This window comes from Leeuwenhoekiella sp. W20_SRS_FM14 (assembly GCF_052119605.1).
In the GTDB taxonomy this organism is placed as follows: domain Bacteria; phylum Bacteroidota; class Bacteroidia; order Flavobacteriales; family Flavobacteriaceae; genus Leeuwenhoekiella.
Genome location: NZ_JBGQOK010000001.1, coordinates 583,350 through 608,718, shown reverse-complemented (window position 1 = coordinate 608,718; position 25,369 = coordinate 583,350). Strand labels below are relative to the sequence as shown.

The window sequence follows — 25,369 nt, the reverse complement described above, 5'->3', positions numbered from 1 at the left end:
TTTTAAATTTAGGTAAGCATACCTCCGTCTACCTGTAGCACTTGTCCTGTTACGTAAGCACTCATATCACTTCCAAGAAAAACGCACGCATTTGCAATATCTTCTGTGGTACCACCTCTTTTAAGTGGAATCGCTTCGCGCCATCCTGCAACGGTTTTCTCATCAAGTTTTGCCGTCATTTCGGTTTCTATAAAACCGGGAGCCACTACGTTTGTACGTATATTACGTGAACCTAATTCTAAAGCCATAGATTTAGAAAAACCTATAATACCTGCTTTAGACGCTGCATAGTTTGCCTGGCCGGCATTACCTTTTACACCTACAACAGAACTCATATTTATAATGCTACCTGAACGCTGCTTAAGCATGGTACGCTGTACTGCTTTAGTCATATTAAAAATGGACTTCAGGTTAACTTCAATAACCTGATCAAAGTCTGCCTCGCTCATACGCATGAGTAAATTATCTTTTGTAATTCCTGCATTATTTACAAGAATATCAATAGAATCAAAATCTTCTGATATCTGTTTAATTAATTCTTGACAATCGTCAAATGATGCAGCATTAGATTTATAAGCTTTTGCTTTTACTCCTAAGGCCGTAAGTTCTTTTTCAAGTTCTTCTGCAGGTCCTGCAGAAGAGCTGTACGTAAATGCTACGTTAGCTCCGTTTTGAGCAAACACTTTTGCGATACCATTACCTATTCCGCGGCTGGCACCGGTTATAATTGTATTTTTTCCTTCTAAAAGTTTCATTCTAAATTTATTGAATGGTTAGTTTCGACGAACGAGAGTAAATATAGCAAACTTGAAGAGTTTGCGCATAAAAAAACCGACACATTACGTGTCGGTTTTAACGTATTGGAAAAAAAGCTTATGCTAAAAGTTCAGCAACTTTTTTACCTATTTCTGCAGGAGAATCAACAACGTGTACTCCACACTCTCTTAATATTTTTTTCTTATCTGCAGCAGACTCACCTTCACCAGAAACAATTGCACCAGCGTGACCCATTGTTCTTCCAGCGGGAGCAGTTTCACCAGCGATAAAACCTATTACTGGCTTTTTAGTTCCACTAGCTTTAATCCATCGTGCAGCTTCTGCTTCTAATTGACCACCTATTTCACCTATCATTACAACAGCATCTGTATCGGGATCATTAATTAGTAACTCTACAGCTTCTTTTGTAGTCGTACCTATGATTGGATCTCCACCAATACCTATAGCAGTAGTAATACCTAAACCTTGTTTTACAACTTGATCTGCAGCTTCATAAGTTAAGGTTCCTGATTTAGAAACGATACCCACTTTACCTTTCTTGAAAACAAAACCTGGCATTATACCTACTTTTGCTTCACCCGGAGTAATGACACCAGGACAGTTAGGGCCTATTAACCTACAGTCTATATTTTTTATATAATTAGAAGCCTTAATCATATCTGAAACCGGAATACCTTCAGTAATTGTGATAATTACCTTAATACCTGCATCAGCAGATTCCATTATAGCATCTGCAGCAAATGCAGGTGGTACAAAAATAATAGAAACATCAGCTCCTGTTTCTTTTACTGCTTCAGAAACAGTATTAAATACAGGCTTGTCAAGATGTTTTTGACCTCCTTTACCGGGAGTTACACCACCAACTACATTAGTGCCATAATCTATCATTTGACCTGCGTGAAATGTACCTTCACTACCGGTAAAACCTTGTACAATAATTTTGGAATCTTTATTTACTAAAACGCTCATGTGTTGTTTAAATTTTGTGGTACAAAAGTAATTTTTTAAAGGAGAAACCTAAAGGAATTTTAGGACTTTATGCGTATGTGTGCATCTAAATTTTGAGGGTCCTGATCACTAGGCTGACTTATTTGGTAGCCTTTATATAGTAAACCATCCTTTAGTTCCCAAATAGCCATAAAATGAATAATGCCTACCTCTTCTTCAGGATTTTCAACAGTTTTTATATAATACGTAAGGCGAATACTTACCTGATCTTTATCTGCTAAAAGATGCGTTATCGAAGATCTTAAAGATATAAACGATTTACCCATTTCCGAAGACATTTCTGTGATGTCCTTGTAGGTCATTTTAGAAAAACCTGTAGATGCGTTCCAATACAATTCTGCATCTTTATGCAGATATTGCTTTAAAACACTTGAATCATTAAAAAAGTCTGACTCATATAAACCTCTTACGAGATCTTTAGCTGATTTACTCATTTTACTTTTTTATTTGTTCTAAAATATATGGTATTTGACGAATTGATGCCAATTCTCTAAATTTTTTCTTACTGTCTTCTGCGGGTGATCCCAGGTAAGACTTACCTCCTTCTAAGGTTCTTCCTACACCACTTTGTCCAAAAATAACAGCCTTTTCTTTAATAGTAACCCCACTAGCTATACCTACCTGACCCCAAATTACAACATCATTTTCTACTATCACGCAACCGGCAATACCTGTTTGAGCTGCAATTAACACGCGCTCCCCTACTTGCGTATCGTGACCTATATGAACCTGATTATCTAACTTAGAACCCCAACCGATTATTGTATCTCCAGACACACCTTTATCTATTGTGCAGGCAGCACCTATATCTACGTGATCGTGTATAACAACTCTACCGCCAGAAAGCAGTTTATCAAAACCCGTCTCGCGCTTTTTATAATAAAAGGCATCTGCACCTAAAATGGCACCTGAATGAATGGTCACATTATTCCCAATTATAGTGTTGTCATAAAGTGTAACACCAGAATGTATTAAACAATTATCACCAATTTTTACATTGTTTCCTATAAAACAATTGGGTTGAATAATAGTATTGATGCCTATAGAAGCTGTTTCAGCAATAGCGCTAATCGCCTTTTCAAAAGGTTTAAAAAATTTAGTTAACTTATTAAAGTCGCGAAAAGGATCATTAGAAATAAGCAAAGCTTTTCCACTAGGACAATCAACTCTTTTATTAATTAAAATAATTGTTGCTGCAGACTCTAAAGCCTTATCATAATATTTAGGATGATCTACAAAAACGATATCACCGGGTTCAACAACATGAATTTCATTAAGGCCAAAAACCGGAAATTCTGAATCGCCTACATATTCTACATTTAGAATAGTAGCAATTTGTTCTAGTGTATGTTTCTGTGGAAATTTCACAATTATTCTTTAATTCGCTCTTTGTACGTTCCTTTTTCAGTCTCAACCTTAATCTTATCCCCTTCGTTAATAAATAATGGGACATTTACTTCTGCTCCTGTTTCTACAGTAGCCGGTTTTGTTGCATTAGTTGCAGTATTACCTTTAAGACCAGGTTCTGTCGCAGTTACCGTAAGTATTACGTGTGCCGGCATATCTACCGAAAGTGGCATATTATCTTCAGTATTAATTGCAATAGTTACTACTTCACCTTCTTTTAATAATCCCGGTTGATCTAATGCTGATTCTAATAAGCGTATTTGTGTATAATCTTCAGTATTCATAAAATGAAACCATTCGCCATCATTATATAAAAACTGATAGCCTTTAGTTTCTACACGTACTTCTTCAATTTTATGTCCTGCAGAAAATGTATTGTCCAATACTTTTCCGTTAGTTACACTCTTTAACTTGGTACGCACAAAAGCTGGACCTTTACCCGGTTTTACATGCAAAAATTCTATAATTTTATAAATATCGTGATTGTAATGAATACACATTCCGTTACGAATATCTGAGGTAGTTGCCATAATTTTAATTATTTCTTAAGTTTTCGCCCAGGCGAAATTTTTAATTAGTTGTAAAATATCCTTTCATAATACCACGCTGCGAATTGCGTATAAATTGAAGAATCTCATCACGCTCTGGTGTGGCTTCCATCTCTACTTCAATAATATTAACAGCTTGTGTATTATTATAATTTTTCTGGTATAATATTCTATAAATATCCTGAATTTCTCTAATCTTTTCAGTTGTAAAACCTCTTCTTCTAAGACCTATAGAGTTTATCCCCACATAAGATAAGGGTTCTCTACCCGCTTTTACATAAGGAGGTACGTCTTTACGCACTAAAGATCCTCCCGTTACAAAAGCGTGATTACCTATTGTACAAAATTGTTGCACTGCTGCCATACCGGCAAGAACAACATAATCGCCTACTGTTATATGTCCTGCAAGAGTACTGTTATTTGAAAAAATACAATTATCTCCTACGATACAGTCGTGAGCAATATGGCAATATGCCATAATCCAGCAGTTTTCACCTATTTGTGTCTTCATGCGGTCTGAAGTACCTCTATTAATGGTAACACACTCTCTAATCGTTGTGTTATCACCTATAATAGTAACTGTATCTTCATCTTCAAACTTTTTATCCTGAGGAACCGCAGAGATTACTGCACCAGGAAAAATATTCACATTTTTACCTATTCTGGCACCTTCCATTATGGTCACATTCGATCCTATCCAACTGCCTTCACCTATTACTACGTTATTATTAATAGTTGTGAATGGCTCAATTACTACGTTTTTGGCAATTTTAGCTCCAGGATGAACGTATGCTAAGGGTTGATTCATAAATCTAATCTTTCTTTACTTTAACTATCTGAGCCATAAGCTCTGCTTCAGAAACTAATTTTCCATTAACATAAGCGCTACCCTGCATATGACAGATTCCTCTGCGTATAGGAGAGAGTAAATCTAATTTAAAAATTAGTGTATCTCCCGGTAGAACCTGTTGTTTAAATCTAACATTATCTATTTTCATAAAATAAGTAAGATAATTCTCAGGATCTGGCACGGTACTTAAAACAAGAATTCCACCTGTTTGAGCCATTGCTTCAACCTGTAACACGCCAGGCATTACGGGTGCTCCCGGAAAGTGACCTACAAAAAATGGTTCGTTCATAGTCACATTTTTTAAACCGATTACCTGAGTGTCTGTAATTTCTAAAATTTTATCTACCAATAAAAACGGAGGTCGATGTGGCAACATAGCCATTATTTGATTCACATCCTTAACAGGAGGTTTATTAAGATCAAAAACAGGAAGATTGTTCCGTTTCTCAGTCTTGATAATTTTCTTTAATTTTTTTGCAAACTGTGTATTTACATAGTGTCCCGGTTTGTTTGCAATAACCTTACCTTTTATAGGCATACCCACAAGAGCTAAATCACCTATTACATCTAGTAATTTATGGCGTGCCGCTTCATTAGGGTGGTTTAAGGTAAGATTATCAAGTATCCCATTAGATTTAACCGAAATAGAATCTTTATTAAAAGCTTTCCTTAATTTAGCCATTGTTTCTTCAGATAATTCTTTATCTACATAAACAATTGCATTATTTAAATCACCTCCTTTAATAAGACCGTGCTCTAGAAGCATCTCTATCTCATGTAGAAAACTAAAGGTTCTAGAATCTGATATTTCATCTTTAAATTCTGTAATACTCTTAATACTCGCATTTTGAGTACCTAGTATTTTTGTTCCGAAGTCAACCATAGTGGTCAACTGGTATTCATCTGCAGGCATAAGAATAATCTCACTACCAGATTTTTCATCGAGATAGCTTATTACTTCTGTAACAACAAACTCTTCTCTACAGGCTTCTTGTTCTACAAGGCCTACTTTTTCTAATGCTTCTACAAAGAATTTTGAAGAACCATCCATAATCGGTGGCTCTGGAGAATCTATTTCTAAACAAATATTATCAATTCCTAAACCTACGCAAGCTGCAAGAACGTGCTCGCTGGTTTGAATATGAACTCCTAACTTCTCTAAATTAGTACCACGTTGTGTGTTAACAACGTAATCTGCATTGGCTTCGATAATAGGTTGCCCTTCAATATCAAAACGTTTAAAATACATTCCTGTATTTTCTGCTGAAGGCTTAAATGTAAGTGTCACATTCTTACCCGTATGTAAACCAACGCCGGTCAGGGAAACCTCACCGGCGATTGTTTTTTGCTTTCCTATAGCTTTACTTATCATTGGATTTTTGTTTTTCCAAATTATTTATTTGTTGAACCAGACTTGGTAAATTTTTAAAATGAACGTACGATTTGTTGTAATCGCTATAGGCTAGCGCAGGAGAACCCTGTACTGCCTCATCATCCTTTAAATTACGACCTATACCTGATTGTGCCTGTATTTTTACGCGATCTCCTATAATTAGATGTCCTACAATACCTACCTGACCACCAATACGGCAATACTTTCCTATTTTAGTAGAACCTGCAATACCTGTTTGAGCTGCTATAGCCGTATGTTCTCCTATTTCAACATTATGAGCAATTTGAATCTGGTTATCAAGTTTAACTCCTTTTCTAATAATGGTAGATCCTAATGTTGCCCTATCAATCGTGGTGCCTGCACCTATATCTACATTGTCTTCTATAATCACATTACCAATTTGTGGTACACGACTGAAGCTTCCTGAATCATCTGGAGAAAAACCAAAGCCATCTGCCCCAATTACAACACCGCTATGGGCGTAAACTGTATTGCCGAGTATGCAATCTGAATATATTTTTACTCCAGAAAATAAAACACAATTATCACCTATTACACAATTGTCTCCAATATATACATTAGGATAAATCTTCACATTATTTCCTATACGCACATTTTCTCCTATGTGAGCAAAAGCTCCCAGATAAATATTATCTCCATAGTTAGCACTATCTGAAATGTAAACAGGACTTTCTATACCAGACTTATTTAATTTTACCTGATTGTAATATTCTAAAAGTTTAGAGAATGATGAGTAAGCATTTTCAACCCGTATGAGTGTAAGATTTAACTCATGTTCTGGTTGAAAATCGTGATCAACTATAGCTATGGTAGCTTTAGTCTTATATATAAATGGAGTATATTTAGGATTGGCTAAAAATGTTAGCGACCCTTCTGTTCCTTCTTCAATCTTCGAAAGTCTAGAAACTTCAACATTAGGGTCTCCATCAACAGAGCCTTCTAAAATTCCTGCAATCTGTTCAGCGGTAAATTTCATCTTGACAAAAATAGAAAAAAAGCCTTAATTTAAATGCTTAGGGTAACATATATAGTTTTTGGTGATCACCTTAGATAAAGCTTTTAAACTTAGTTGATCACTGGCAGAAACCACATCTATTACCTTTCCTTTTCGGGTTAAAATAGTTATCGCTTCCTTTTTAAGAGTATAAGCCTGGTTTGTAATCGTACCTGTAAAAACAAAATAATTCACTTCATGATCACTCAAACCGCACATCTGTTTAACCCTATTTTTTTCTGCTTTCACAAAATCTTTATCAAAAGGTTTCTTTTTAATTTTAATTCTGGGAAGGTTGCGGTAAATTATAATTTGAGACAATCTGCTTAACACGTAATCGTCGTGATCACACCATGCTTTCATTGCAGCTATAATATCATAATCATCAAGAGATGAGAAAATATCTAAAGCTTGGGTATCAAAAATACCTTCTGCATTTTTCTTTTTAAGAAAAAATGCAAGTGACTTGCTGGCTTCAAGCTCTATACCAGCATTGGTAAGTTCTTTAGCTCGCTTGAGAACACGCACTAAAACTTGCTCTGCAACTAAACTTGTTTTATGCAAATAGACCTGCCAGTACATTAATCTTCGTGCTACGAGAAACTTTTCGATGGTATAAATCCCTTTTTCTTCAATCATCAAAACATCATCCTTTACATTTAGCATTGCTAAAATGCGATCTGTATTGATGTTTCCTTCCGCCATGCCGGTATAAAAACTATCTCTTTTAAGATAGTCTGTACGATCCATATCAAGTTGCCCGGAAACCAGTTGATGTAAAAAAGGTCTGGGGTAACTTCCTTTAAATATATTTAGGGCAAGGGTTAAACTTCCGTTAAACTCTCTATTGAGTGTCTCCATAAACTGGAGCGAAATTTGCTCGTGATGTACATCTTCAACAATACTATTTTCCATAGCATGAGAAAAAGGACCGTGACCTATATCATGCAGCAATATTGCAATCATTGTCGCTTCTTTTTCCTCTTTTGATATCTTAACACCTTTCTCATCAAGCTTTTCGAGCGCTTTTTGCATAATATGTAAACATCCTATTGCATGATGAAATCTTGTATGATGTGCTCCCGGATAAACAAGATAAGACAATCCCATTTGAGAAATACGGCGCAAACGCTGAAAGTATCTGTGTTGTATGAGGTCAAAGATGAGACCCTTGGGTATAGTAATAAACCCATATATAGGGTCGTTAATTATTGTAAGTTTGTGGCTGGTCTGCAAACAGAAATCCTTTTTAGTTTTTATAAATACTTCACGTATTAAAATTGGGGTTTTAGACCAATTATTTAACAAATATACTATTATGAATACTATAAAAATACTTTGGGTAGATGATGAAATTGATTTACTCAAACCACATATACTTTTTTTAGAAAAGAAAAACTACGAAGTTTCGACCTGTCAAAGTGGTACAGAGGCTATTGAACTTGTTGAAGAAGAAAATTTTGATATAGTTTTTTTAGATGAAAACATGCCGGGCTTAACAGGATTAGAAACCCTAAGTGAAATTAAAGCTAAGCGCGACACCTTACCGGTAATTATGATTACTAAAAGTGAAGAGGAGTACATCATGGAAGAAGCAATAGGTTCAAAAATTGCTGATTACCTTATAAAACCGGTGAATCCTCATCAAATTTTGTTGAGTTTAAAAAAGAACTTAGATACAAGTAGATTAGTTTCAGAAAAGACTACACTCAATTATCAACAAGAATTTAGAAAAATAGCTATGGACATGGCTCAGGTTAATTCTTTTGAAGAATGGTCTGAGTTGTATCAAAAACTTATTTATTGGGAGTTAGAGCTTGAAGGGATTGAAGACCAAAGCATGCAGGAGATTTTAGAATCTCAAAAGACCGAAGCTAACAATCAATTTTTCAAATTTATAGAGCGCAATTATGAAGACTGGTTTACAGACGAGGAAAAACCTACAATGTCTCATACACTTTTTAAAGAAAAAATTGCTCCGCATTTGGCAACCACAGAAGCTCCAGTTCTTTTAATAGTAATAGATAACCTGAGGTACGATCAATGGAAATCTTTTGAACCTATTATAAATAACTATTATAAAAAAGAAAGTGAAAGTACTTATTACAGTATACTTCCTACAGCCACGCAATATGCACGTAACTCTATATTCTCTGGCTTAATGCCTAGTGAGATGGAGAAAAAACATCCTGATTTGTGGTTAAATGATACTGAAGAAGGTGGTAAAAATATGAATGAAGACAAATTTTTGGAAGCTCAACTAAAGCGATTGGGATTGAATCTGAAATGGGAGTATCATAAAATCACCAACTTAAAAAGTGGAAAAAAATTAGTTGAAAATTTTAACTCACTAAAAAACAATGATTTAACAGTTTTAGTTTATAACTTTGTAGATATGTTAAGTCATTCTAAAACCGAGATGGAAGTTATAAAAGAACTTGCTTCTAATGATAAATCATACCGTTCATTGACAGAAAGCTGGTTTAAAAATTCACCATTGCTTGAAATGATTCAAAAATCTCAGCAATTAGGTTTTAAAATAATTCTTACTACCGATCATGGTACTATAAATGTAAAGAATCCTTCAAAAGTTATTGGAGATAAAAATACAAGTCTCAACCTACGTTATAAAACGGGTCGAAGTCTTACCTATGAAGAGAAAGATGTTTTAGCTGCAAAAGATCCTAAGGCAATACACTTACCCTCAATAAATATGAGCAGCTCATTTATTTTTGCAAAAGGTGATTTGTTTTTTGCATATCCTAATAATTACAATCACTATGTGAGCTATTACCGAAATTCATATCAACATGGGGGTGTTTCACTTGAAGAAATGATCATTCCTTTTGTGGTTTTAAATCCGAGATAGAATTAATTACGTAAATAATTTGAAATATGGAAATAACGTATGATCTGTCTGCCATTAATGATGTGGCAAAACAGCTTATTGAGTCAGCTACTCACAAAATCATTCTTTTTTATGGCGATTTGGGAGCTGGTAAAACAACGTTAATAAAGTCATTAGTAGAACAATTAGGTTCTAATGACACTGTATCTAGTCCTACATTTTCAATTTTGAATGAATATTTGGGAAAAAATGATGAATCAATATTGCATTTTGATTTATATAGATTAAAAACCGAAGAAGAAGCCTATGATTTAGGAATTGAAGAATATTTGCAACGCGATTGTTGGAAATTTATTGAATGGCCTGAAAGAATTAACATTTTTGATCAATATGATGTCCATTCAGCGAAAATAATTTCGTTGAATGAAAACAGTCGTTGCCTATATTTTATTTAAAATGTTAAAATTTAAAAAATACATAAATTGAGTTTTGTAAGATTTTACTTACTTACATTCTTTTTTTAAAGTTGGAATGATTTTTTTTTCTGTTAAAACTATAATTGTTAACTTGGTTGAAATTTATAAGCTGTTTTAAATATTTTAATGTATTCTAAACACTTGCGAAAGTAGGCATTATTTTAAATTATGTATTGTGTTCTGTGTTGAGCATCTTTGTATCAACAAATCATTAACACTCAAACACATTACATTATGAAAATTAAAGCTTTACTCCTAGGCCTTTTAATTGCAGGTGCAACAGCAGTTACTTACACTGTTCAAAACGAAAATGCAGACTATGCAGCAAAAAAAGTTAGAAAATCGGCAATCATCGTCCCTTCTCACGGGTAGTTTGATTGCTGCTTTCATAGCAGCATCACCCTATTTTTTTTACTTATATGAAGGTTTCCCAGAATCAGAATTTTGGGAAACCTCTTTTTTTGGAATACGTTTATCTTATGACAGTTTAAATTATAAGAATGTTAACGTACTTGCTTGGATATTATTTGGAAAATTTATTCCCTTACTTTTATTTTTAATTTGGTTTTTTACGTGTAAACATTGGTGGTATCATTCAATTATTGTTCCTATATGTATGTACTCGTTTCAGATTTATAATACTCTAAACGATGATTTGGCTTTTGCGGATAGTATAGATATATATTATATGGCGCCAATTATTCTTATTGTTTTAATTTTTCTCTATACCATTAGAATGAAAATTTTTGATCGCATTCACAATATTGACTTATCTGAACTGGAACGTGTAACTATTAAAGGAGAAATCAAAGACGAAAACCTAAAAAGTTTCCAAAATGAGGACATTGACGATGATGATGATGAGCCTTTATTTATGGGCTAATTCTAATTAAAATATCCTTTCCTTAGGTCTTTTTTCCTTATTATATTTATCCGTATTTTGAAAAGTAGAATACGATAAACTTTCAGATGATATCAAATAGTCCGTTTACTCGCGAAGAATTACTTCCTCAAGAAGAAAAACTCGAAATAGAACAGCGTAAAGGCTCACTTTTTATAGGGATTCCTAAAGAAAATCACTTTCAAGAAAAACGTGTTTGTTTAACACCAGACGCTGTAGGAGCTCTTGTTGCACACGGCCATCGTGTACTCATGGAAACCAATGCCGGTGAAGACGCTCGGTTTTCTGATCACGACTATTCTGAAGCTGGGGCAGAAATTACTTCCGATAAGGCTAAAGTTTTTGGATGCCCTATGGTTCTTAAAGTAGAACCTCCTTCTCTTGAAGAATTAGAATTAATAAACCCTCAAACGGTTCTAATTTCTGCATTACAATTAAAAACACAAAAAAAAGAATACTTTAAGGTCTTAGCTACAAAGCGAATTACTGCTTTAGCATTTGAATTTATTAAAGATGCAGATGGGACCTACCCTGCCGTTCGGGCTTTAAGTGAAATTGCAGGAACTGCGTCTATTCTATTAGCATCTGAGCTTATGTCAAGACAAAATCAGGGTAATGGTCTTATGTTTGGCAATATAAGTGGCGTCCCTCCTACTGAAGTCGTTATTGTAGGTGCAGGAACCGTAGGTGAATTTGCAACGCGCTCGGCATTGGGATTAGGTGCAAATGTAAAGGTGTTTGATAACTCCCTCACAAAATTAAGAAGTTTACAAGTAAACGTAGGTAGACCTATTTACACCTCTACCATTCAGCCAAAAAATCTTTTAAAAGCCTTAAGACGCTGTGATGTTGCCATTGGTGCCGTTCGTGGTAAAGACAGATCACCAGTCATTGTTACAGAAACGATGATTGAGTATATGAAACCAGGTTCTATAATTATTGATGTAAGCATTGATATGGGTGGCTGTTTTGAAACCAGTGAAGTTACAACACATGATAAACCTACTTTTATCAAACACGGTGTTATTCATTATTGTGTACCCAACATACCTTCGCGATACGCACGAACTTCTTCAATATCAATTAGTAATATTTTTACACCATATTTACTTGAAATAGGCGAACACGGAGGATTAGAAAATAGCCTGCGTATGAACAAGGGTTTAAAAAATGGATTGTATTTTTACCGCGGAATCTTAACCAGTAAATCTGTTGCAGAATGGTTTGATTTACCCTTTAGAGATATCAATCTCTTGTTTTTCTAAATTCTATTTAAACTTACGTATGAAAGTTCTACATCGCACCGGTTATTATTTAGGTGGTTTTTCAATTGGTCTAATCTTGCTCGCTTTTTTTGTAAAAGGCAGCGGTGTCGAACTTCCGTCTTGTGACTATATGCCAAATGCCCGTGTCTTAAAGACTATAAGAAATAATGGGTATTCGCTATCTGAGAATGCCGAAAAAGAACTCCAGGCATTACAATTAGACACAACAGATTTAAATGTATTATTTCTTGAAGGAGAGGTAAACTTTAGTAAAAGTGACACCCGCAGAGAGCCATGTGGTTTTTACAGTATTTATTCTCAAGAATCTGTAAAAATACCTATTACAGCAACTCTAGAAAATTGTGATGAAAAATTTACAGTGCTTAGCGTAGAAAAAAAATAGACTGTTTAGGTTGCTATCTAAACAGTCTATAAAGTTTTTTCAGAAAAATTTCATTTATTAAATATCTCTTCTTTTTCGCTCTTGCTTTAATAAGCTTAATTCCCGGTTAGTTTGACCAGCCACAGATGTATTTTCTTCCGCTCTGCGTATTAAATAAGGCATAACATCTTTAACAGGTCCAAATGGAACATATTTAGCTACATTATAACCATTTTCGGCAAGATTAAAACTAATATGATCACTCATACCATAGAGTTGTCCAAACCATATACGGGGGTCTTCATGAACAATTCCTTTTTGTTCCATAATTTCAATGGCCAGATAGTTGCTCTCTTCATTATGTGAACCTACAAAAGCCCAGATATCATCTAGATTATCTAAAACATATACGAGCATCGCATTAAAATGTGCATCTGTTTCGGGTTTATCTTTACAAATAGGAGATTCATAACCTTTCTCTTCTGCACGAGCTCGCTCTTTTTCCATATAAGCCCCACGTACAATTTTCATTCCCAGCTTATATCCTTTCTCAATAGAATCTAAATGCAATTCTTTTAAATATGCTAGACGATCCCAGCGATAACATTGTAATGTGTTAAATACAATAGGTTTTTCTGTATTGTATTTACGCATCATACTTAAGACCAAATCATCTGCAGCACCCTGCATCCAGCTCTCTTCAGCATCTACAAGCAATTTTATATCACATTCCTTAGCAATTTTACATATGCTATCAAAACGAGCTACGATACGTTCCCATTCTTGTTGCTCGGCAGATGTAAGTTCTTCTTTTTCGGTAACTTTTCTAAAGACTTCAAATCTTCCAAAGCCGGTAGGTTTAAATACCGAAAATGGCATACCCGGCTTATCCTTAGCAAAACGAATAAGACTAATAACACGATCTAAGGCCTCATCAAATAAATTTTCGGTCTCTTTACCCTCAACCGAAAAATCTAAAACAGAGTGAACCCCTTTGTCATACATCTTTTCAATAACTGAAACACAATCTTTTTCACTTACACCACCACAAAAATGATCAAAAACAGTTGCCCGTATAAGACCTTCTACAGGAAGATTTGCATTAAGAGCAAAACGTGTAACAGCAGTCCCAATTTTTACAAGGGGTTGCTTTGATATCATCTTAAAAAGAAAATAAGCACGCTCTAACTCACTATCTGTTTTTAAAGAAAATGCATTTTTTGTATTATCAAATATCTTTTGTTCTAACATAATTCAACTTTAGGCGCCAAATATAATCACAATCGCAAACCTAGTTTTACAAAAAGATACTAATTTCACATTTTTAAAGTACTTTAACATGCAAGCTATAAAAGCAAAAAACTACGATGTAGTTTTTACAGATTCCGGTTATCAAAATTTAAATACGCTACTAAAGGAAAAGGAATACAGTATCCTCTTTATATTAGTAGACAGTAACACGCATGAAAGTTGTCTTGCCCATTTTCTACAGCGGGTTGAAACCTCACAAACAATTGAAATTATAGAAATTGAGCCGGGTGAAGAATTTAAAAACCTAGAAACTTGTGAAGGCGTATGGAGTGCATTATCAGAGCTTAATGCAGACCGCCAGAGTCTACTTATAAATTTAGGTGGTGGCGTTGTTACAGATTTAGGTGGGTTTGTTGCGTGTTGCTTTAAAAGAGGCATAGACTTTATAAATGTACCTACTACCCTACTTGCAATGGTTGATGCTTCCGTAGGCGGAAAAACCGGAGTAGATCTTGGTGCTTTAAAAAATCAAATTGGGGTGATTAGTAACCCTCATTTAGTACTCGTAGATTTTACTTTTTTAAATACATTGCCCGTAGAAGAACTACGTAGTGGTTATGCAGAGATGCTGAAGCACGGTTTAATTAATTCTGAATCATATTGGAATGCCGTCAAATCTGCTACGTATTCAGATATTGATAGTTTAGCAGAACTTGTTTATCAATCTATTAATATTAAGAATGAAGTTGTATTAGAAGATCCTTTCGAAAAAGGAATTCGTAAAAGTCTTAATTACGGTCATACACTGGGTCACGCCATAGAATCCTATTTTATGGAGTCTATAGATAAAACCAGATTATTGCATGGAGAAGCCATTGCCATAGGTATGATTTTAGCTAATTATCTTTCTACGCAGTTAACAGGATTTGACACACAAAAAGCTTTAGAATTATCTAAATCAATTTTACATTTTTACGACCCGGTGTCTTTTAACGATTCTGATATTGAAGCAATCATTACTTTGCTTAAATATGATAAAAAAAATAGCCACGGAAATATCTATTTTGTTCTTCTGGAAGAAATAGGTAAACCAAGATTAAATCAAATAGCTTCTAATGATTTGATTTTCAATGCTTTTGATTATTATAAAAATTTAAGTAATAAATAATACAATTGTGTTGTCTATGCAAAACGTTTTTTTTTACATTTAACCTCAAATAGGAATAACTTTTAAATACTATATATGCGACGCGTTATCGTTGATTATAAAAAGCTTACACCAGAAATACTTGCTCTCTTAGTAGATAAGTATCCTTACGGATATGATGATGATCAGATCATCTCTTTTAAAAATGCTAAAAATGAGCTAATAGAGTGTGTTGAAGTTCGTACAGCTGATACAATTTACCTAGTGAAGGTGAGTAAAAAATTAGAAACATCTATGGAGAATTATGATGTAGATGATTATGATGTTGATGATTTAAATGAACCCATTGTTGATTTGCCAGAAAAGATAGTTAATGATGACGATGATGATATCGTTGAACCTATTGATGAGGATATTGATGATGAAGATGACATTGATTAATTTCAATTGAATAAGATTCATAAAAAAAGCTCCCAATATTTTAAATATTGGGAGCTTTTTTATTTAACCTGATTCGAAAATTAAGCCTCCACAGGTTTTTCTATATCAGATAAATAACGCTCGGCATCAAGAGCGGCCATACACCCGCTGCCCGCTGCTGTTATTGCTTGTCTATAATCTTTATCCTGTACATCACCACTGGCGAATACACCAGGTTTTCCGGTTTTAGTTGATTTAGGTTCGGTTATAATATAACCAGTCTCATCCATCTCTAATTGACCTTTAAAAATGTCTGTATTTGGTTTGTGTCCTATCGCAATAAATAAACCGGTAATGTCTATTTGAGTAGTTTCTTTAGTCTCATTATTAATCATTTTGAGACCTTCAACAACTTGTTCTCCTAGAACTTCTTCAACTTCAGTATTATATAGAACTGTGATATTTTTACGAGAATTTACACGGTGTTGCATCGCTTTTGAAGCGCGCATCTCATCTTTACGTACCAGCATGGTAACGTGCTCACATATATTAGCTAAATAAGTTGCCTCTTCTGCTGCGGTATCACCACCACCTACAATTGCCACGCGTTGATTGCGGTAGAAAAACCCATCACAAACTGCACAGGCAGATACTCCTCCACCACGTAGTCGCTGCTCACTAGGCAAGCCGAGGTAACGAGCTGTTGCACCAGTAGAAATTATTACTGATTCTGCTTCTATTTCAGTTGTATTATCAACGACGGCTTTATGAATTCCGCCTACTTCCTGAGATAATTCAATTTTAGTTATCATACCTATACGTACTTCGGTACCAAAACGCTCTGCTTGCTTTTGCAACTGCATCATCATAGTAGGACCATCAATTCCGTCAGGATAACCAGGAAAATTATCAACTTCAGTAGTTGTTGTTAATTGCCCTCCGGGTTCCATCCCGGTATACATTATAGGTTTCAAATCTGCTCTTGACGCATAAATTGCTGCGGTATATCCCGCCGGGCCAGAGCCTATAATTAAACATTTAATTCGTTCTACTGCCATTATATATTTTTTAAACTCTTACAAAAGTACCCTTTTAAAAACACTTTCTAAAAAGTACGTTCGTCCTTTTGTAAGTCGTTATTAACACTATTTATTTACAAATTTTAGCCAATTACACTAAAAGTAACTTTGTACTTATTTATATTTAAACAAAAAACTATGAAAGTATTTACACTCTTCTCCTTTGTATTTCTCTATACGTTTATTGCATGTGCTCAAAATCCGAAAGAGACTAAAGCAAATGATATAGAAATTACGGTTTCTAATAGTTACAGTTACGAAGTGCTGGTCCCCGATCTTATCAACCCCTGGGGAATGGCATTTCTTCCAGATGGTAGTTTATTGATTACTGAAAAAGAAGGGAAACTTATTCATTTTAAAGATGGGACTAAAATAGAAATTGAAGGCGTTCCTGAAGTATACAATCGAGGTCAGGGTGGTTTATTAGATTTAAAATTAAGTCCTAATTATACTAATGATGGCTATATCTATATTACCTATGCTTCTACACAAGGTGAAGGAAAAGGTGGTAATACTGCGTTAATGCGCGCTAAGATTACCGGCAATATGCTTACTTCTCAAGAAGTTTTATATAAAGCATCTCCTAATACTACAAAGGGACAACATTTTGGCAGTAGGATAGCTTTTGATACAGATGGCCATGTATTTTTTAGTGCAGGAGAACGTGGCGAACGCGATATAAATCCGCAGGATATCACCCGTGATAACGGCAAGGTTTACCGTCTCAATTTAGATGGTAGTATTCCTAATGACAATCCGTTTGTAAATAAAAGCAATGCTAAAACGGCAATCTGGTCGTATGGTCACCGCAATCCACAGGGAATGATTTTTAATTCTAAAACTAATCAAATTTGGGTAAATGAGCACGGACCTCGTGGTGGCGATGAAATCAACATCATTAAAAAAGGAGCAAATTACGGTTGGCCAGTTATAACTTATGGCATTAATTATAGCGGAACAGATATTACAGAGGAGACTAAAAAAGAAGGGATGGAACAACCCTTATATTATTGGGTTCCCTCTATCGCTCCCAGCGGTATGGCTTTAGTAACGAGTGATAATTATCCTGAATTAAAAGGTAGCTTACTCGTAGGCTCACTAAAGTTTGTGTATCTGGAAGCTCTTTATCTCGACAATAATAAGGTTGTCAAACGCGAAAAGCTACTAGACGGTATTGGTAGAGTGCGCAATGTAATACAAGCAGCAGACGGCTTTATTTATGCTGGCGTTGAAGGAGTAGGAATAGTAAAACTTGTAAAAAATTGAAAACATCAATTCTCATAACAGGAACGATTACATTAATAACTCTATTGAATTTAAAAGAAAATAAGCTCAAATTTTCTGAAAAATCTCAAGTAAACCAAACCATCATTGATACTGTGCTTACAAATAGTATTAAACGAGGTGCTGTACTTTATGAAGATTTCTGTATGTAATGTCATATGGCACAAGGCGAAGGTATAAAGGGTACCTTCCCTCCTTTAGCACAGGCAGATTATTTACTTAAAAACAGGCAGGCAAGTATCAGTGCCGTTAAATATGGTTTGAACGGAAAAATAATAGTTAATGGAACTCCTTACAGCAGCATCATGCCTGGTTTAGGGTTGTATGATGACGAGGTCGCAGACGTTATGAATTTTGTCTTTAATAGCTGGGGCAATACTGGAACCCGTGTTACCGAAGAAGAAGTAAAGAAAATTTCAAAATAATTTATTCAATACGTATATAATTTTCTGAAAATATGCGGTTACCTTCAGCATCTGTACTTATTTGGCTATACTCATTTTGTGAAAGTTGAAGCTCAAATGTAAATATTCTTAAAGTATCTAAAACTTCCATCATACTTTCAGATCCGTATTCGAGAGTTTCAATCAATTTATCCTGTTGAACACTATACGTTCCGTAGCCAAACCATTCTACTGAGTCTTTTGGTACATAACGTGTCCACATAACTCGATTTTTAGTATACATTTTAATCTGGCGGTAACCATCTGTAGCTCCTACAGTATCTATGATTATATTGTTATCATAATAATAAAAGTTTTTTAGTTCCCAGGTTCCCTGAATACTTGGTTCAATCTCATTTTTAATTGTTGGAAAAACTAATGTAATTGATGATAGTAAGACTCCGGCGATGATACTTAGAATATAGGGTTTCATAATGTAAGTGTTTAGTAATTAGCACTATTAAGTTACGTAAAATAAATATCCATTCAACGAAAACGTTATAATTAATTACTCCTTTAAAATTTCTATTAAACTATGTTATACAATAATGTCATTTTTACCAGCTACCTGTTTTGAGAATAGAATCAAGAAATTTAAAATAGTCACGGTTTCTTATGCAATTTCACTTTGTGGTCTTCTGCATTTATTTATATTTGCACTCCTTTAAAATCTAGCTGATTTATAAGTATTCGGGATGTAGCTTAGTCCGGTTAAAGTGCGCGTCTGGGGGGCGCGAGAGCGGAGGTTCGAATCCTCTCATCCCGACGAACCAAATCACGGTTTATACAAAAAAGCCTGTTAATCAATGGATTAGCAGGCTTTTTTTAGTTATTAATAATTGCATTAATTAGCTATTTTTAAAAACTTAAAATGAATTTTATAAACTAAATATACGCTCTAACACAATCCATTTTTCACGTGGTTTGGCAAATGGAAGGGCTTGTTGATACTTCCACATTAAATCTTCCCATTCCTGTACTTTAGGATTATTTAAATCCATTTGTTTTTTGCGTTCAGCATCGTAGTCTGCCGTAGTTTCCATAATCATAAAGAGCCGGTTACCGCATCGGTAAATTTCCATAACGCATATTCCGGCATCTTTAATACTCTTTAGAACTTCGGGCCAGACTTCTGTATGGTACTTTTCATATTCAGCAATCAAGTCTGCATCATCTTTAAGATCACACGCATAGTAGTGTCGGGTTGTTTTCATCCTTCCGTATTGAAATTGTATTTCTTATAAACGTCTCTTCCATAAATCCCAATAATCACAAAGCAGATAAAAGGCAGAATAAACGAAAAATTGACTTCAGGCACTCCTAAAATGCTGATATCGGTATAACCTGCTCCGCCCAGATCAAGAATCAAACCCTGAAGGGTGGGCATTAACGCACCGCCTACGATAGCCATCACCAGAAATGCGGCACCAAATTTAGCATCTTCGCCCTGCCCCTCAAGAGCAATCCCATAAATGGTAGGGAACATAATTGACATAAAAAACGAAATGCTTACCAGTGCTATTAAACCAATCATTCCCGGTACCATAATAGTAATTAAAGTGGCCAATGCGGCACCAATTGCGAAGAACAGCAATAATTTTCCAGAATCTACATACTTGAGCAATGCGGTCCCAACCCATCTGCCAATTAGAAACACCACCAGAGCAGCAATGCCGTAGTTTACCGCTTCGGTATTCTCAATACCAAAAGATTCTGCATATTGATACAGATAGGTCCAACACATAATCTGAGCACCCACATAAAAAGCCTGAGCGATAACGCCACCGGTAAATTTACGGGATTTAAAAAGTCGCTTGATCGATCCGCCAATACTTACTTTATTTTCCTGATGTTCATTTTGCGGCATATTAACCAGACTGATTACAACCAAAAAGCCAATAACCACAATACCCAGCAACACATACGGATCGCGGATTACTGCTAAATCTGCGGTGCGCACAACTGCCTGGGCTTCCTCACCGAGTGTTGAGTAGACCGTGGTTCCGTCAGGCAATAAATCGTCTGATTGCAGCGAAGCCAGAATGAATTTTTGTGCTACGATCAGGCCGAGTAAAGCTCCCATAGGATTAAAAGCCTGAGCCAGGTTAAGACGCTGAGTTGCCGTTTTTTCGGCTCCCATAGACAGGATGTAGGGATTTGCCGTGGTTTCTAAAAAAGCAAGACCGAAAGTCAAAATGTAAAGCGCAGCCAGAAAAAATCCAAACTCTTCATAAGCTGCTGCCGGATAAAACAATAAGGCACCCAAAGCATAAAGACCCAAACCCAGTAGAACTCCTTTTTTATAAGAATACCGATTTACAAAAATCGCTGCCGGTAGCGCCATGGTAAAATAGCCGCCGTAAAACGCGAGCTGCACCAACGAAGCCTGAAAATTATCAAGCTCCAGCACTTTTTTAAATGCCGAAACCATTGGGTTTGTGATATCGTTTGCGAAACCCCACAATGCAAATAAAGAAGTTATTAATATGAAAGGCAGCAGTACCGATTTGGCTACTACGGGTACTTTTAACTTATTTTCCATAGTTTAATTTTTAGCCGGAAGCAACGCGCGATCCAGATGTACATAACCGCCGTCGACAAATATAAACTGCCCGGTTGTATGCGATGATTTTTCAGAAATGGTAAACAATATCGTATCTGCGATTTCTTGGGTGGCGGTCATTCTGTTTTCTAACGGAATGGTATTTCGGATTGCCTGGAGTTTTTCAGCACCATTCTCCAATGTTTCAATCCAGTTTTCGTATGACGGTGTATAGCTTTCGGCAATAATAAGCGCATTGCTGCGAATACCATACTTGATCAGATCGACTGCCCATTCTCGCGTAAGTCCCAACACACCACCCTTAGCCGCTGCATAACCTGAAGTCCCGCCCTGACCGGTGATCGCTACTTTTGAGCCTACGTTGAGAATGTTTCCCTTACTTTCTTTGAGCAAGGGCAAAGCATACTTTACAGTGGCATAAAAACTTATCAGGTTGAGCTTTAACGAATACAAAAATTCGTCCAATGAACCTTCAAGGGAAACGCCGTCGTTAACGCCCACATTATTAATTATCGCATCGATGCGGCCATATTTGGCTGAAAGTTTTTCAACTGATTTTTTAATTTGCTCTGCATCAGACAAGTCGGTTTGATAAAATGTGCTCTCAAGACCTTGCTCGCGCAGTTGACTTTCATATTCAAAACCGCGGGCGTTTCGGTCTAACAAAACCGGGATTGCTCCTTCTGCTGCCAGGGCAAAAATAATCGTATGCCCTATGCTACCGGGCATTCCTGCAGAACCGGTTACTAAAACAATTTTATCTTTTAAGTTTAAATCCATGAGTTAAATAGTATAAATGCGCTGAGCATTTTTATAGAAAAAAAGTTCGCGCTCATCTTTAGAGAGTTGTCCGGCAAAAGCCTTGGCTGCATTAAGAACCTGAGAGTAGCTTCCGGCAACCAGGCATACCGGCCAGTCTGAACCGTAAACAATTCGATCGGGCCCAAAAGCTTCAAACACCACATTCATATACGGCATCAAATCGATAGTTTTCCAGGTTTTATAATCGGCTTCGGTAATCATTCCCGATACTTTACAACTCACATTTTCATAGCTGGCGATTGCACGTATCAATAAAGCCCAGGAATCGATATAGCCTTCTTTGATATTGGGCTTCGCAATATGATCAATGACAAATTGTTGTTCGGGAAAGAGTTTTACAAATTCGAGTACCGCCGGAAGTTGATGAGCAAACACCAGAATTTCATAAACGGCCCCGGTATTTTTCAGTTTTGAAATTCCACTTAAAAATGATTTCCGAAGTAAAAAAGACGGATCAGCTTCAGCCTGCACGACATGGCGATAGCCTTTAATCAAAGGCATTTCAGCATAATAATCTAAATCCTGCTGCACCGAATCGCTTTGAAAATTAACCCAACCAATAACTCCCTTTATAAAATTGTATTCATCAGCGAGGTTCAGTAAAAAAGTGTTTTCGTCCAGCGTTTGATCGGCCTGTACGGCGATGCAACCTGTAATATCGTGCTCGTCGTAAACCGGTTTTAAATCCTGAGGCATAAAATCACGACGTATTACAGTCATTTCTTCATCAACCCAGTCATGCTTAACCGAATTATACTGCCAAAAATGTTGATGGGTATCGAGAATCATTTATGGAATTTACTATAAATGTATCAAAAACACTAATTAAATTCAATCAGCGCTTTAATGACATTTTTTTCAGGTTTAAATAGGTTTTCAAAATGTTCTGGTAAATCTTGAAAAGCTACCCGATGTGTAATGTATTTTTTAGGGTCAATCTTTCCTGCTTTTAGACTTTCAATTACATATTTAAAATCTTCTCGAGTCGCATTACGACTGCTCATCAGTGTAGATTCCCGTTTGTGAAATTCGGGATGGCTAAACGCCAGTTCGCCTTTCTGCAAACCTACCAGCACATAACGACCACCGTGAGCAAGGTATTGAAATGCACTATTCATCACATTACGGTTACCGGTAGCATCTATAACCACTGTGGGCATATCGCCATCGGTAAGTGTAGCAAGATGATCCATCACATCCACATTCATTGGGTTGATGGTTTCCCATACACCAAGTTCGCTTTTACAAAAATCAAGGCGGTGCGCATTAACATCAAGCGCAATCACTTTGGCTCCGGCTTGTTGTGCAAACTGAATCAGACCAATACCTATAGGACCCGCTCCCATTACCAGAACGATTTCTCCAGATTTTACGCCTGCTCTACGCACGCCGTGTGCTGCAATAGCTAAAGGTTCTACCAGAGCCAGTTCATCAAAGTCAAGGCCTTCGCCGTGCAGTAAATAGGAATCCGGAACGACCACATACTCTGCCATCCCGCCATCAATGTGTACACCAAAAACCTGAATAGACGTACAGCAATTGCTCAAACCATTGCGACAGGCCACACAGCTACCGCAATTAAAATACGGAATAAAACTTACCGCATCTCCTTTCTCGAAACCTTCGGCGTCCCCCTGTACATACTCTGCGGCCAATTCATGACCTAAAACTCGTGGATAATTGAAATACGGCTGTGTCCCGCCGAAAGCATGAATATCGGTACCGCAAATCCCTATTTTGCGAATGCGCAACAACGACTCTCCCGCTTTAGGCTGCGGAATATCTTGTTCTTTTAATAAAAAGGTGCCAGGTTCCTGACAAACAATATAGTTCATAGTAGTTTTTACTGTTAACTGATTTCCAAAGCATTTGCATACGAAACAGCAGGTTTTTCCTGCGGAAAATACACCTCAAGACCTGCCGCAGTTTGCTGAAACTTTAATTTTTTACCGGTACTTACCAGCTTTACTTTTTTGATGGGTTTATTTCGATAAGCAGCATCTGAAGCTAATGATTTTATAAGTACGTTTCCACTTTCGGGCCAGCTCATAACGGTAGCGTAAAGCTTCTTACCTTTGGTCACAAATCTAAAATCCTGCGATGTAAAAGGCTTGCCCTTGCCTTCGTTGAATCCCTGAGCAGTCAAAGCGGCAGCACTTTCCTGCTGGGGTCCTTCTCCAAAAATTTTCCAGGGTCGGGTACCGTAAATGCTTGCTCCGTTGAGACGCATCCACTCCCCTATTTCTTCGACAATTGCACGTTCTAACTCGTCAATGCTTCCATCTCCCTTAACCGGGATATTGAGCATCAAATTTCCATTTTTACTGACTACATCAATAAGACTGTGTATGACTTGTTTTGCAGATTTATAGCGTTTATCGCGGTAGATACCTTTGTCGTAGTGCCAACTCCCGATGCATGTATCGGTCTGCCATGGCAAAGGTTCAATCTCATTGCTTTGGCCTTTTTCAATATCCCAAACCAAAGCTTTGCGTTGTTCTTCATCCAGAATTTTACCGGTTACCACAGCTTGTGGGTTTCCGTCTTTATCCAGGCTTTTGTTATATAAATAAGCAGCTATTTCGAGACCTACATTACTTACCGGCCAAAGCGGCAATGCCGTATCGTCAAAATAAAGTAAATCTGGATTGAATTTGTCTATCAACTCAATCGTGCGATTGTAAAATTTCTTGCAATATTCTTTTGAGGGCGGAGTAACACCATTGCCCCAGTTCCATTGACTGTGTATTTTTCCGTCGTCATAGCTGTCTTCACTCAACTCGTGGTTTTGAGCATACAATTCCTGCGGATCAACTCCTTCCCACCAGGTACCTTCCCCATCTTCAACAGTCAAATTTCCATCATAGGGTATTCCCGCCAGTGGACCGTTTTTATCTGCACGTTGGGAAGGTTCAAACCAACTCCACGCATGAGCAGCATGCACACTTAGTGCAAAAGGCAGATCGGCCTTGCGTGCTGCTTTTTCCCAACCGGCAATAATATCTTTTTTAGGCCCCATTTGCACCGAATTCCAATTGGGCTGATGCGTGCTGTCCCAAAGATCCAGGTTGTCATGGTGATTGGCCATCGCCATAAAATATTTAGCTCCGGCTTTTTTATAGAGACTAACCAGTTCTTCAGGATCCCATTTATCTGCTTTCCAAACGTTGATCACATCTTTAAAACCAAATTCTGAAGGATGCCCGTAATTATCAATATGAGATTTGTACTGCCACGAACCTTCCTGATACATTCCGCGAGCGTACCAATCTCCAGATTCGGGCTCACATTGAGGACCCCAATGCGCCCACATACCAAACTTAGCATCGCGAAACCAGTCTGGGACCTGATATTTAGAAAGTGAATCCCAGCTAGGTGTAAATAGTCCTCTTTGCTCAGGGTTGAAGAAATTTGCACGTGCCAGCAGTGGGTTTAAATATAAACCAGCAGCTGCGGCTGCACCAAGTTTTATAAGATCTCTGCGTTTCAT

At 36.5% G+C, this 25,369-nt stretch carries 29 protein-coding genes and 1 tRNA gene; 12 read left to right on the top strand and 18 right to left on the bottom strand.

Translation table 11 applies throughout. The features are described 5' to 3' along the window. Positions 1 to 8: 8 nt before the first annotated feature. The 9 genes from fabG to ACEN25_RS02450 all read right to left on the bottom strand — a co-directional run bounded on the left by fabG (position 9) and on the right by ACEN25_RS02450 (position 8,234). Positions 9 to 755 carry a 3-oxoacyl-[acyl-carrier-protein] reductase gene (gene fabG / locus ACEN25_RS02490; RefSeq protein WP_028375315.1) on the bottom strand — a complete coding sequence of 249 codons (747 nt, stop codon included), beginning with the start codon at positions 753 to 755 and terminating at the stop codon, positions 9 to 11. Positions 756 to 873: 118 nt separating this feature from the next. Continuing rightward, positions 874 to 1,746, bottom strand: a complete 873-nt coding sequence (sucD, locus tag ACEN25_RS02485) for a succinate--CoA ligase subunit alpha (protein ID WP_028375316.1) — start codon at positions 1,744 to 1,746, stop codon at positions 874 to 876. 59 nt (positions 1,747 to 1,805) lie between these two features. Continuing rightward, on the bottom strand, positions 1,806 to 2,219 hold the full coding sequence (locus tag ACEN25_RS02480; RefSeq protein WP_441801496.1) for a nuclear transport factor 2 family protein: 414 nt from the start codon (positions 2,217 to 2,219) through the stop codon (positions 1,806 to 1,808). Position 2,220: 1 nt separating this feature from the next. Next, the gene (locus ACEN25_RS02475; RefSeq protein ID WP_441801495.1) at positions 2,221 to 3,153 is read right to left on the bottom strand and encodes a UDP-3-O-(3-hydroxymyristoyl)glucosamine N-acyltransferase; all 933 of its coding nucleotides are present in this window, start codon (positions 3,151 to 3,153) and stop codon (positions 2,221 to 2,223) included. Between the two features lie 2 nt (positions 3,154 to 3,155). Continuing rightward, positions 3,156 to 3,722 carry an elongation factor P gene (gene efp / locus ACEN25_RS02470; protein WP_028375319.1) on the bottom strand — a complete coding sequence of 189 codons (567 nt, stop codon included), beginning with the start codon at positions 3,720 to 3,722 and terminating at the stop codon, positions 3,156 to 3,158. A gap of 40 nt (positions 3,723 to 3,762) precedes the next feature. After that, entirely contained in the window at positions 3,763 to 4,548 is a 786-nt protein-coding gene (lpxA, locus tag ACEN25_RS02465) for an acyl-ACP--UDP-N-acetylglucosamine O-acyltransferase (protein ID WP_028375320.1), read from the bottom strand. A gap of 4 nt (positions 4,549 to 4,552) precedes the next feature. Continuing rightward, a complete protein-coding gene (locus ACEN25_RS02460) occupies positions 4,553 to 5,962 on the bottom strand; it encodes a bifunctional UDP-3-O-[3-hydroxymyristoyl] N-acetylglucosamine deacetylase/3-hydroxyacyl-ACP dehydratase (protein ID WP_441801494.1) in 1,410 nt (469 codons plus the stop codon). Continuing rightward, entirely contained in the window at positions 5,952 to 6,980 is a 1,029-nt protein-coding gene (gene lpxD, locus ACEN25_RS02455; protein WP_441801493.1) for a UDP-3-O-(3-hydroxymyristoyl)glucosamine N-acyltransferase, read from the bottom strand. The genes ACEN25_RS02460 and lpxD overlap by 11 nt, the downstream gene beginning before the upstream one ends. A 24-nt stretch (positions 6,981 to 7,004) precedes the next feature. Then, positions 7,005 to 8,234, bottom strand: a complete 1,230-nt coding sequence (locus tag ACEN25_RS02450) for an HD domain-containing protein (RefSeq protein WP_441801492.1) — start codon at positions 8,232 to 8,234, stop codon at positions 7,005 to 7,007. Between the two features lie 82 nt (positions 8,235 to 8,316). On the opposite strand from ACEN25_RS02450, the gene ACEN25_RS02445 reads away from it, so the two are divergent. The 6 genes from ACEN25_RS02445 to ACEN25_RS02420 all read left to right on the top strand — a co-directional run bounded on the left by ACEN25_RS02445 (position 8,317) and on the right by ACEN25_RS02420 (position 12,891). Next, positions 8,317 to 9,867 carry a PglZ domain-containing protein gene (locus ACEN25_RS02445; RefSeq protein ID WP_441801491.1) on the top strand — a complete coding sequence of 517 codons (1,551 nt, stop codon included), beginning with the start codon at positions 8,317 to 8,319 and terminating at the stop codon, positions 9,865 to 9,867. A gap of 26 nt (positions 9,868 to 9,893) precedes the next feature. Next, positions 9,894 to 10,301, top strand: coding sequence for a tRNA (adenosine(37)-N6)-threonylcarbamoyltransferase complex ATPase subunit type 1 TsaE (tsaE, locus tag ACEN25_RS02440; protein WP_441801490.1), 408 nt, complete (start codon positions 9,894 to 9,896; stop codon positions 10,299 to 10,301). Positions 10,302 to 10,556: 255 nt separating this feature from the next. Further along, on the top strand, positions 10,557 to 10,694 hold the full coding sequence (locus ACEN25_RS02435) for a hypothetical protein (protein WP_441801489.1): 138 nt from the start codon (positions 10,557 to 10,559) through the stop codon (positions 10,692 to 10,694). Beyond that, positions 10,642 to 11,205, top strand: a complete 564-nt coding sequence (locus ACEN25_RS02430) for a hypothetical protein (RefSeq protein ID WP_441801488.1) — start codon at positions 10,642 to 10,644, stop codon at positions 11,203 to 11,205. Before ACEN25_RS02435 ends, ACEN25_RS02430 begins: the two co-directional genes overlap by 53 nt. A gap of 86 nt (positions 11,206 to 11,291) precedes the next feature. Beyond that, entirely contained in the window at positions 11,292 to 12,488 is a 1,197-nt protein-coding gene (locus tag ACEN25_RS02425; protein WP_028375327.1) for an alanine dehydrogenase, read from the top strand. Between the two features lie 19 nt (positions 12,489 to 12,507). Next, positions 12,508 to 12,891 (top strand): hypothetical protein, encoded by a 384-nt coding sequence (locus ACEN25_RS02420; RefSeq protein WP_441801487.1) that lies wholly within the window; start codon positions 12,508 to 12,510, stop codon positions 12,889 to 12,891. A 57-nt stretch (positions 12,892 to 12,948) separates the two neighbouring features. Here ACEN25_RS02420 and ACEN25_RS02415 read toward each other — a convergent pair whose 3' ends face one another. Continuing rightward, positions 12,949 to 14,121 carry a proline dehydrogenase family protein gene (locus ACEN25_RS02415; protein ID WP_028375329.1) on the bottom strand — a complete coding sequence of 391 codons (1,173 nt, stop codon included), beginning with the start codon at positions 14,119 to 14,121 and terminating at the stop codon, positions 12,949 to 12,951. 88 nt (positions 14,122 to 14,209) lie between these two features. Between ACEN25_RS02415 and aroB the strand changes: the two genes are divergently transcribed. Together aroB and ACEN25_RS02405 are read left to right on the top strand one after the other, a co-directional pair. Then, positions 14,210 to 15,289 carry a 3-dehydroquinate synthase gene (gene aroB, locus ACEN25_RS02410; protein WP_441801486.1) on the top strand — a complete coding sequence of 360 codons (1,080 nt, stop codon included), beginning with the start codon at positions 14,210 to 14,212 and terminating at the stop codon, positions 15,287 to 15,289. A 75-nt stretch (positions 15,290 to 15,364) separates the two neighbouring features. Continuing rightward, the gene (locus ACEN25_RS02405; protein WP_035899348.1) at positions 15,365 to 15,709 is read left to right on the top strand and encodes a hypothetical protein; all 345 of its coding nucleotides are present in this window, start codon (positions 15,365 to 15,367) and stop codon (positions 15,707 to 15,709) included. Between the two features lie 80 nt (positions 15,710 to 15,789). On the opposite strand, the gene trxB is transcribed toward ACEN25_RS02405, so the two are convergent. Then, entirely contained in the window at positions 15,790 to 16,746 is a 957-nt protein-coding gene (trxB, locus tag ACEN25_RS02400) for a thioredoxin-disulfide reductase (protein WP_441801485.1), read from the bottom strand. A 159-nt stretch (positions 16,747 to 16,905) separates the two neighbouring features. Here trxB and ACEN25_RS02395 point away from each other — a divergent pair, with 159 nt between their 5' ends. From ACEN25_RS02395 to ACEN25_RS02385, 3 genes are read left to right on the top strand one after another with little or no spacing between them, the layout of a single operon-like run. Next, the gene (locus ACEN25_RS02395) at positions 16,906 to 18,033 is read left to right on the top strand and encodes a PQQ-dependent sugar dehydrogenase (RefSeq protein ID WP_441801484.1); all 1,128 of its coding nucleotides are present in this window, start codon (positions 16,906 to 16,908) and stop codon (positions 18,031 to 18,033) included. After that, on the top strand, positions 18,030 to 18,203 hold the full coding sequence (locus tag ACEN25_RS02390) for a hypothetical protein (protein WP_441801483.1): 174 nt from the start codon (positions 18,030 to 18,032) through the stop codon (positions 18,201 to 18,203). Before ACEN25_RS02395 ends, ACEN25_RS02390 begins: the two co-directional genes overlap by 4 nt. Positions 18,204 to 18,209: 6 nt before the next feature. Further along, positions 18,210 to 18,476: a c-type cytochrome gene (locus ACEN25_RS02385; RefSeq protein ID WP_441801482.1), complete on the top strand. Its 267-nt coding sequence runs from the start codon at positions 18,210 to 18,212 to the stop codon at positions 18,474 to 18,476. A gap of 1 nt (position 18,477) precedes the next feature. On the opposite strand, the gene ACEN25_RS02380 is transcribed toward ACEN25_RS02385, so the two are convergent. Continuing rightward, a complete protein-coding gene (locus ACEN25_RS02380) occupies positions 18,478 to 18,927 on the bottom strand; it encodes a hypothetical protein (RefSeq protein ID WP_028375334.1) in 450 nt (149 codons plus the stop codon). 258 nt (positions 18,928 to 19,185) lie between these two features. Here ACEN25_RS02380 and ACEN25_RS02375 point away from each other — a divergent pair. After that, positions 19,186 to 19,260 (top strand) — tRNA-Pro (locus ACEN25_RS02375). Positions 19,261 to 19,372: 112 nt separating this feature from the next. On the opposite strand, the gene ACEN25_RS02370 is transcribed toward ACEN25_RS02375, so the two are convergent. Genes ACEN25_RS02370 through ACEN25_RS02345 form a run of 6 tightly spaced genes read right to left on the bottom strand, consistent with a single transcriptional unit; the run spans position 19,373 to position 25,369 of the window. Further along, positions 19,373 to 19,708 carry an L-rhamnose mutarotase gene (locus ACEN25_RS02370; protein WP_441801481.1) on the bottom strand — a complete coding sequence of 112 codons (336 nt, stop codon included), beginning with the start codon at positions 19,706 to 19,708 and terminating at the stop codon, positions 19,373 to 19,375. Further along, complete coding sequence (gene fucP, locus ACEN25_RS02365) at positions 19,705 to 21,036, bottom strand: L-fucose:H+ symporter permease (protein ID WP_441801480.1); 1,332 nt, start codon at positions 21,034 to 21,036, stop codon at positions 19,705 to 19,707. Before fucP ends, ACEN25_RS02370 begins: the two co-directional genes overlap by 4 nt. 3 nt (positions 21,037 to 21,039) lie before the next feature. Then, positions 21,040 to 21,837, bottom strand: coding sequence for an SDR family oxidoreductase (locus tag ACEN25_RS02360; RefSeq protein ID WP_441801479.1), 798 nt, complete (start codon positions 21,835 to 21,837; stop codon positions 21,040 to 21,042). Between the two features lie 3 nt (positions 21,838 to 21,840). After that, positions 21,841 to 22,668 (bottom strand): amidohydrolase family protein, encoded by an 828-nt coding sequence (locus ACEN25_RS02355; RefSeq protein WP_441801478.1) that lies wholly within the window; start codon positions 22,666 to 22,668, stop codon positions 21,841 to 21,843. Between the two features lie 32 nt (positions 22,669 to 22,700). Further along, positions 22,701 to 23,714, bottom strand: coding sequence for a zinc-binding alcohol dehydrogenase family protein (locus ACEN25_RS02350; protein ID WP_441801477.1), 1,014 nt, complete (start codon positions 23,712 to 23,714; stop codon positions 22,701 to 22,703). A 14-nt stretch (positions 23,715 to 23,728) separates the two neighbouring features. Continuing rightward, the gene (locus ACEN25_RS02345) at positions 23,729 to 25,369 is read right to left on the bottom strand and encodes an alpha-L-fucosidase (RefSeq protein WP_441801476.1); all 1,641 of its coding nucleotides are present in this window, start codon (positions 25,367 to 25,369) and stop codon (positions 23,729 to 23,731) included.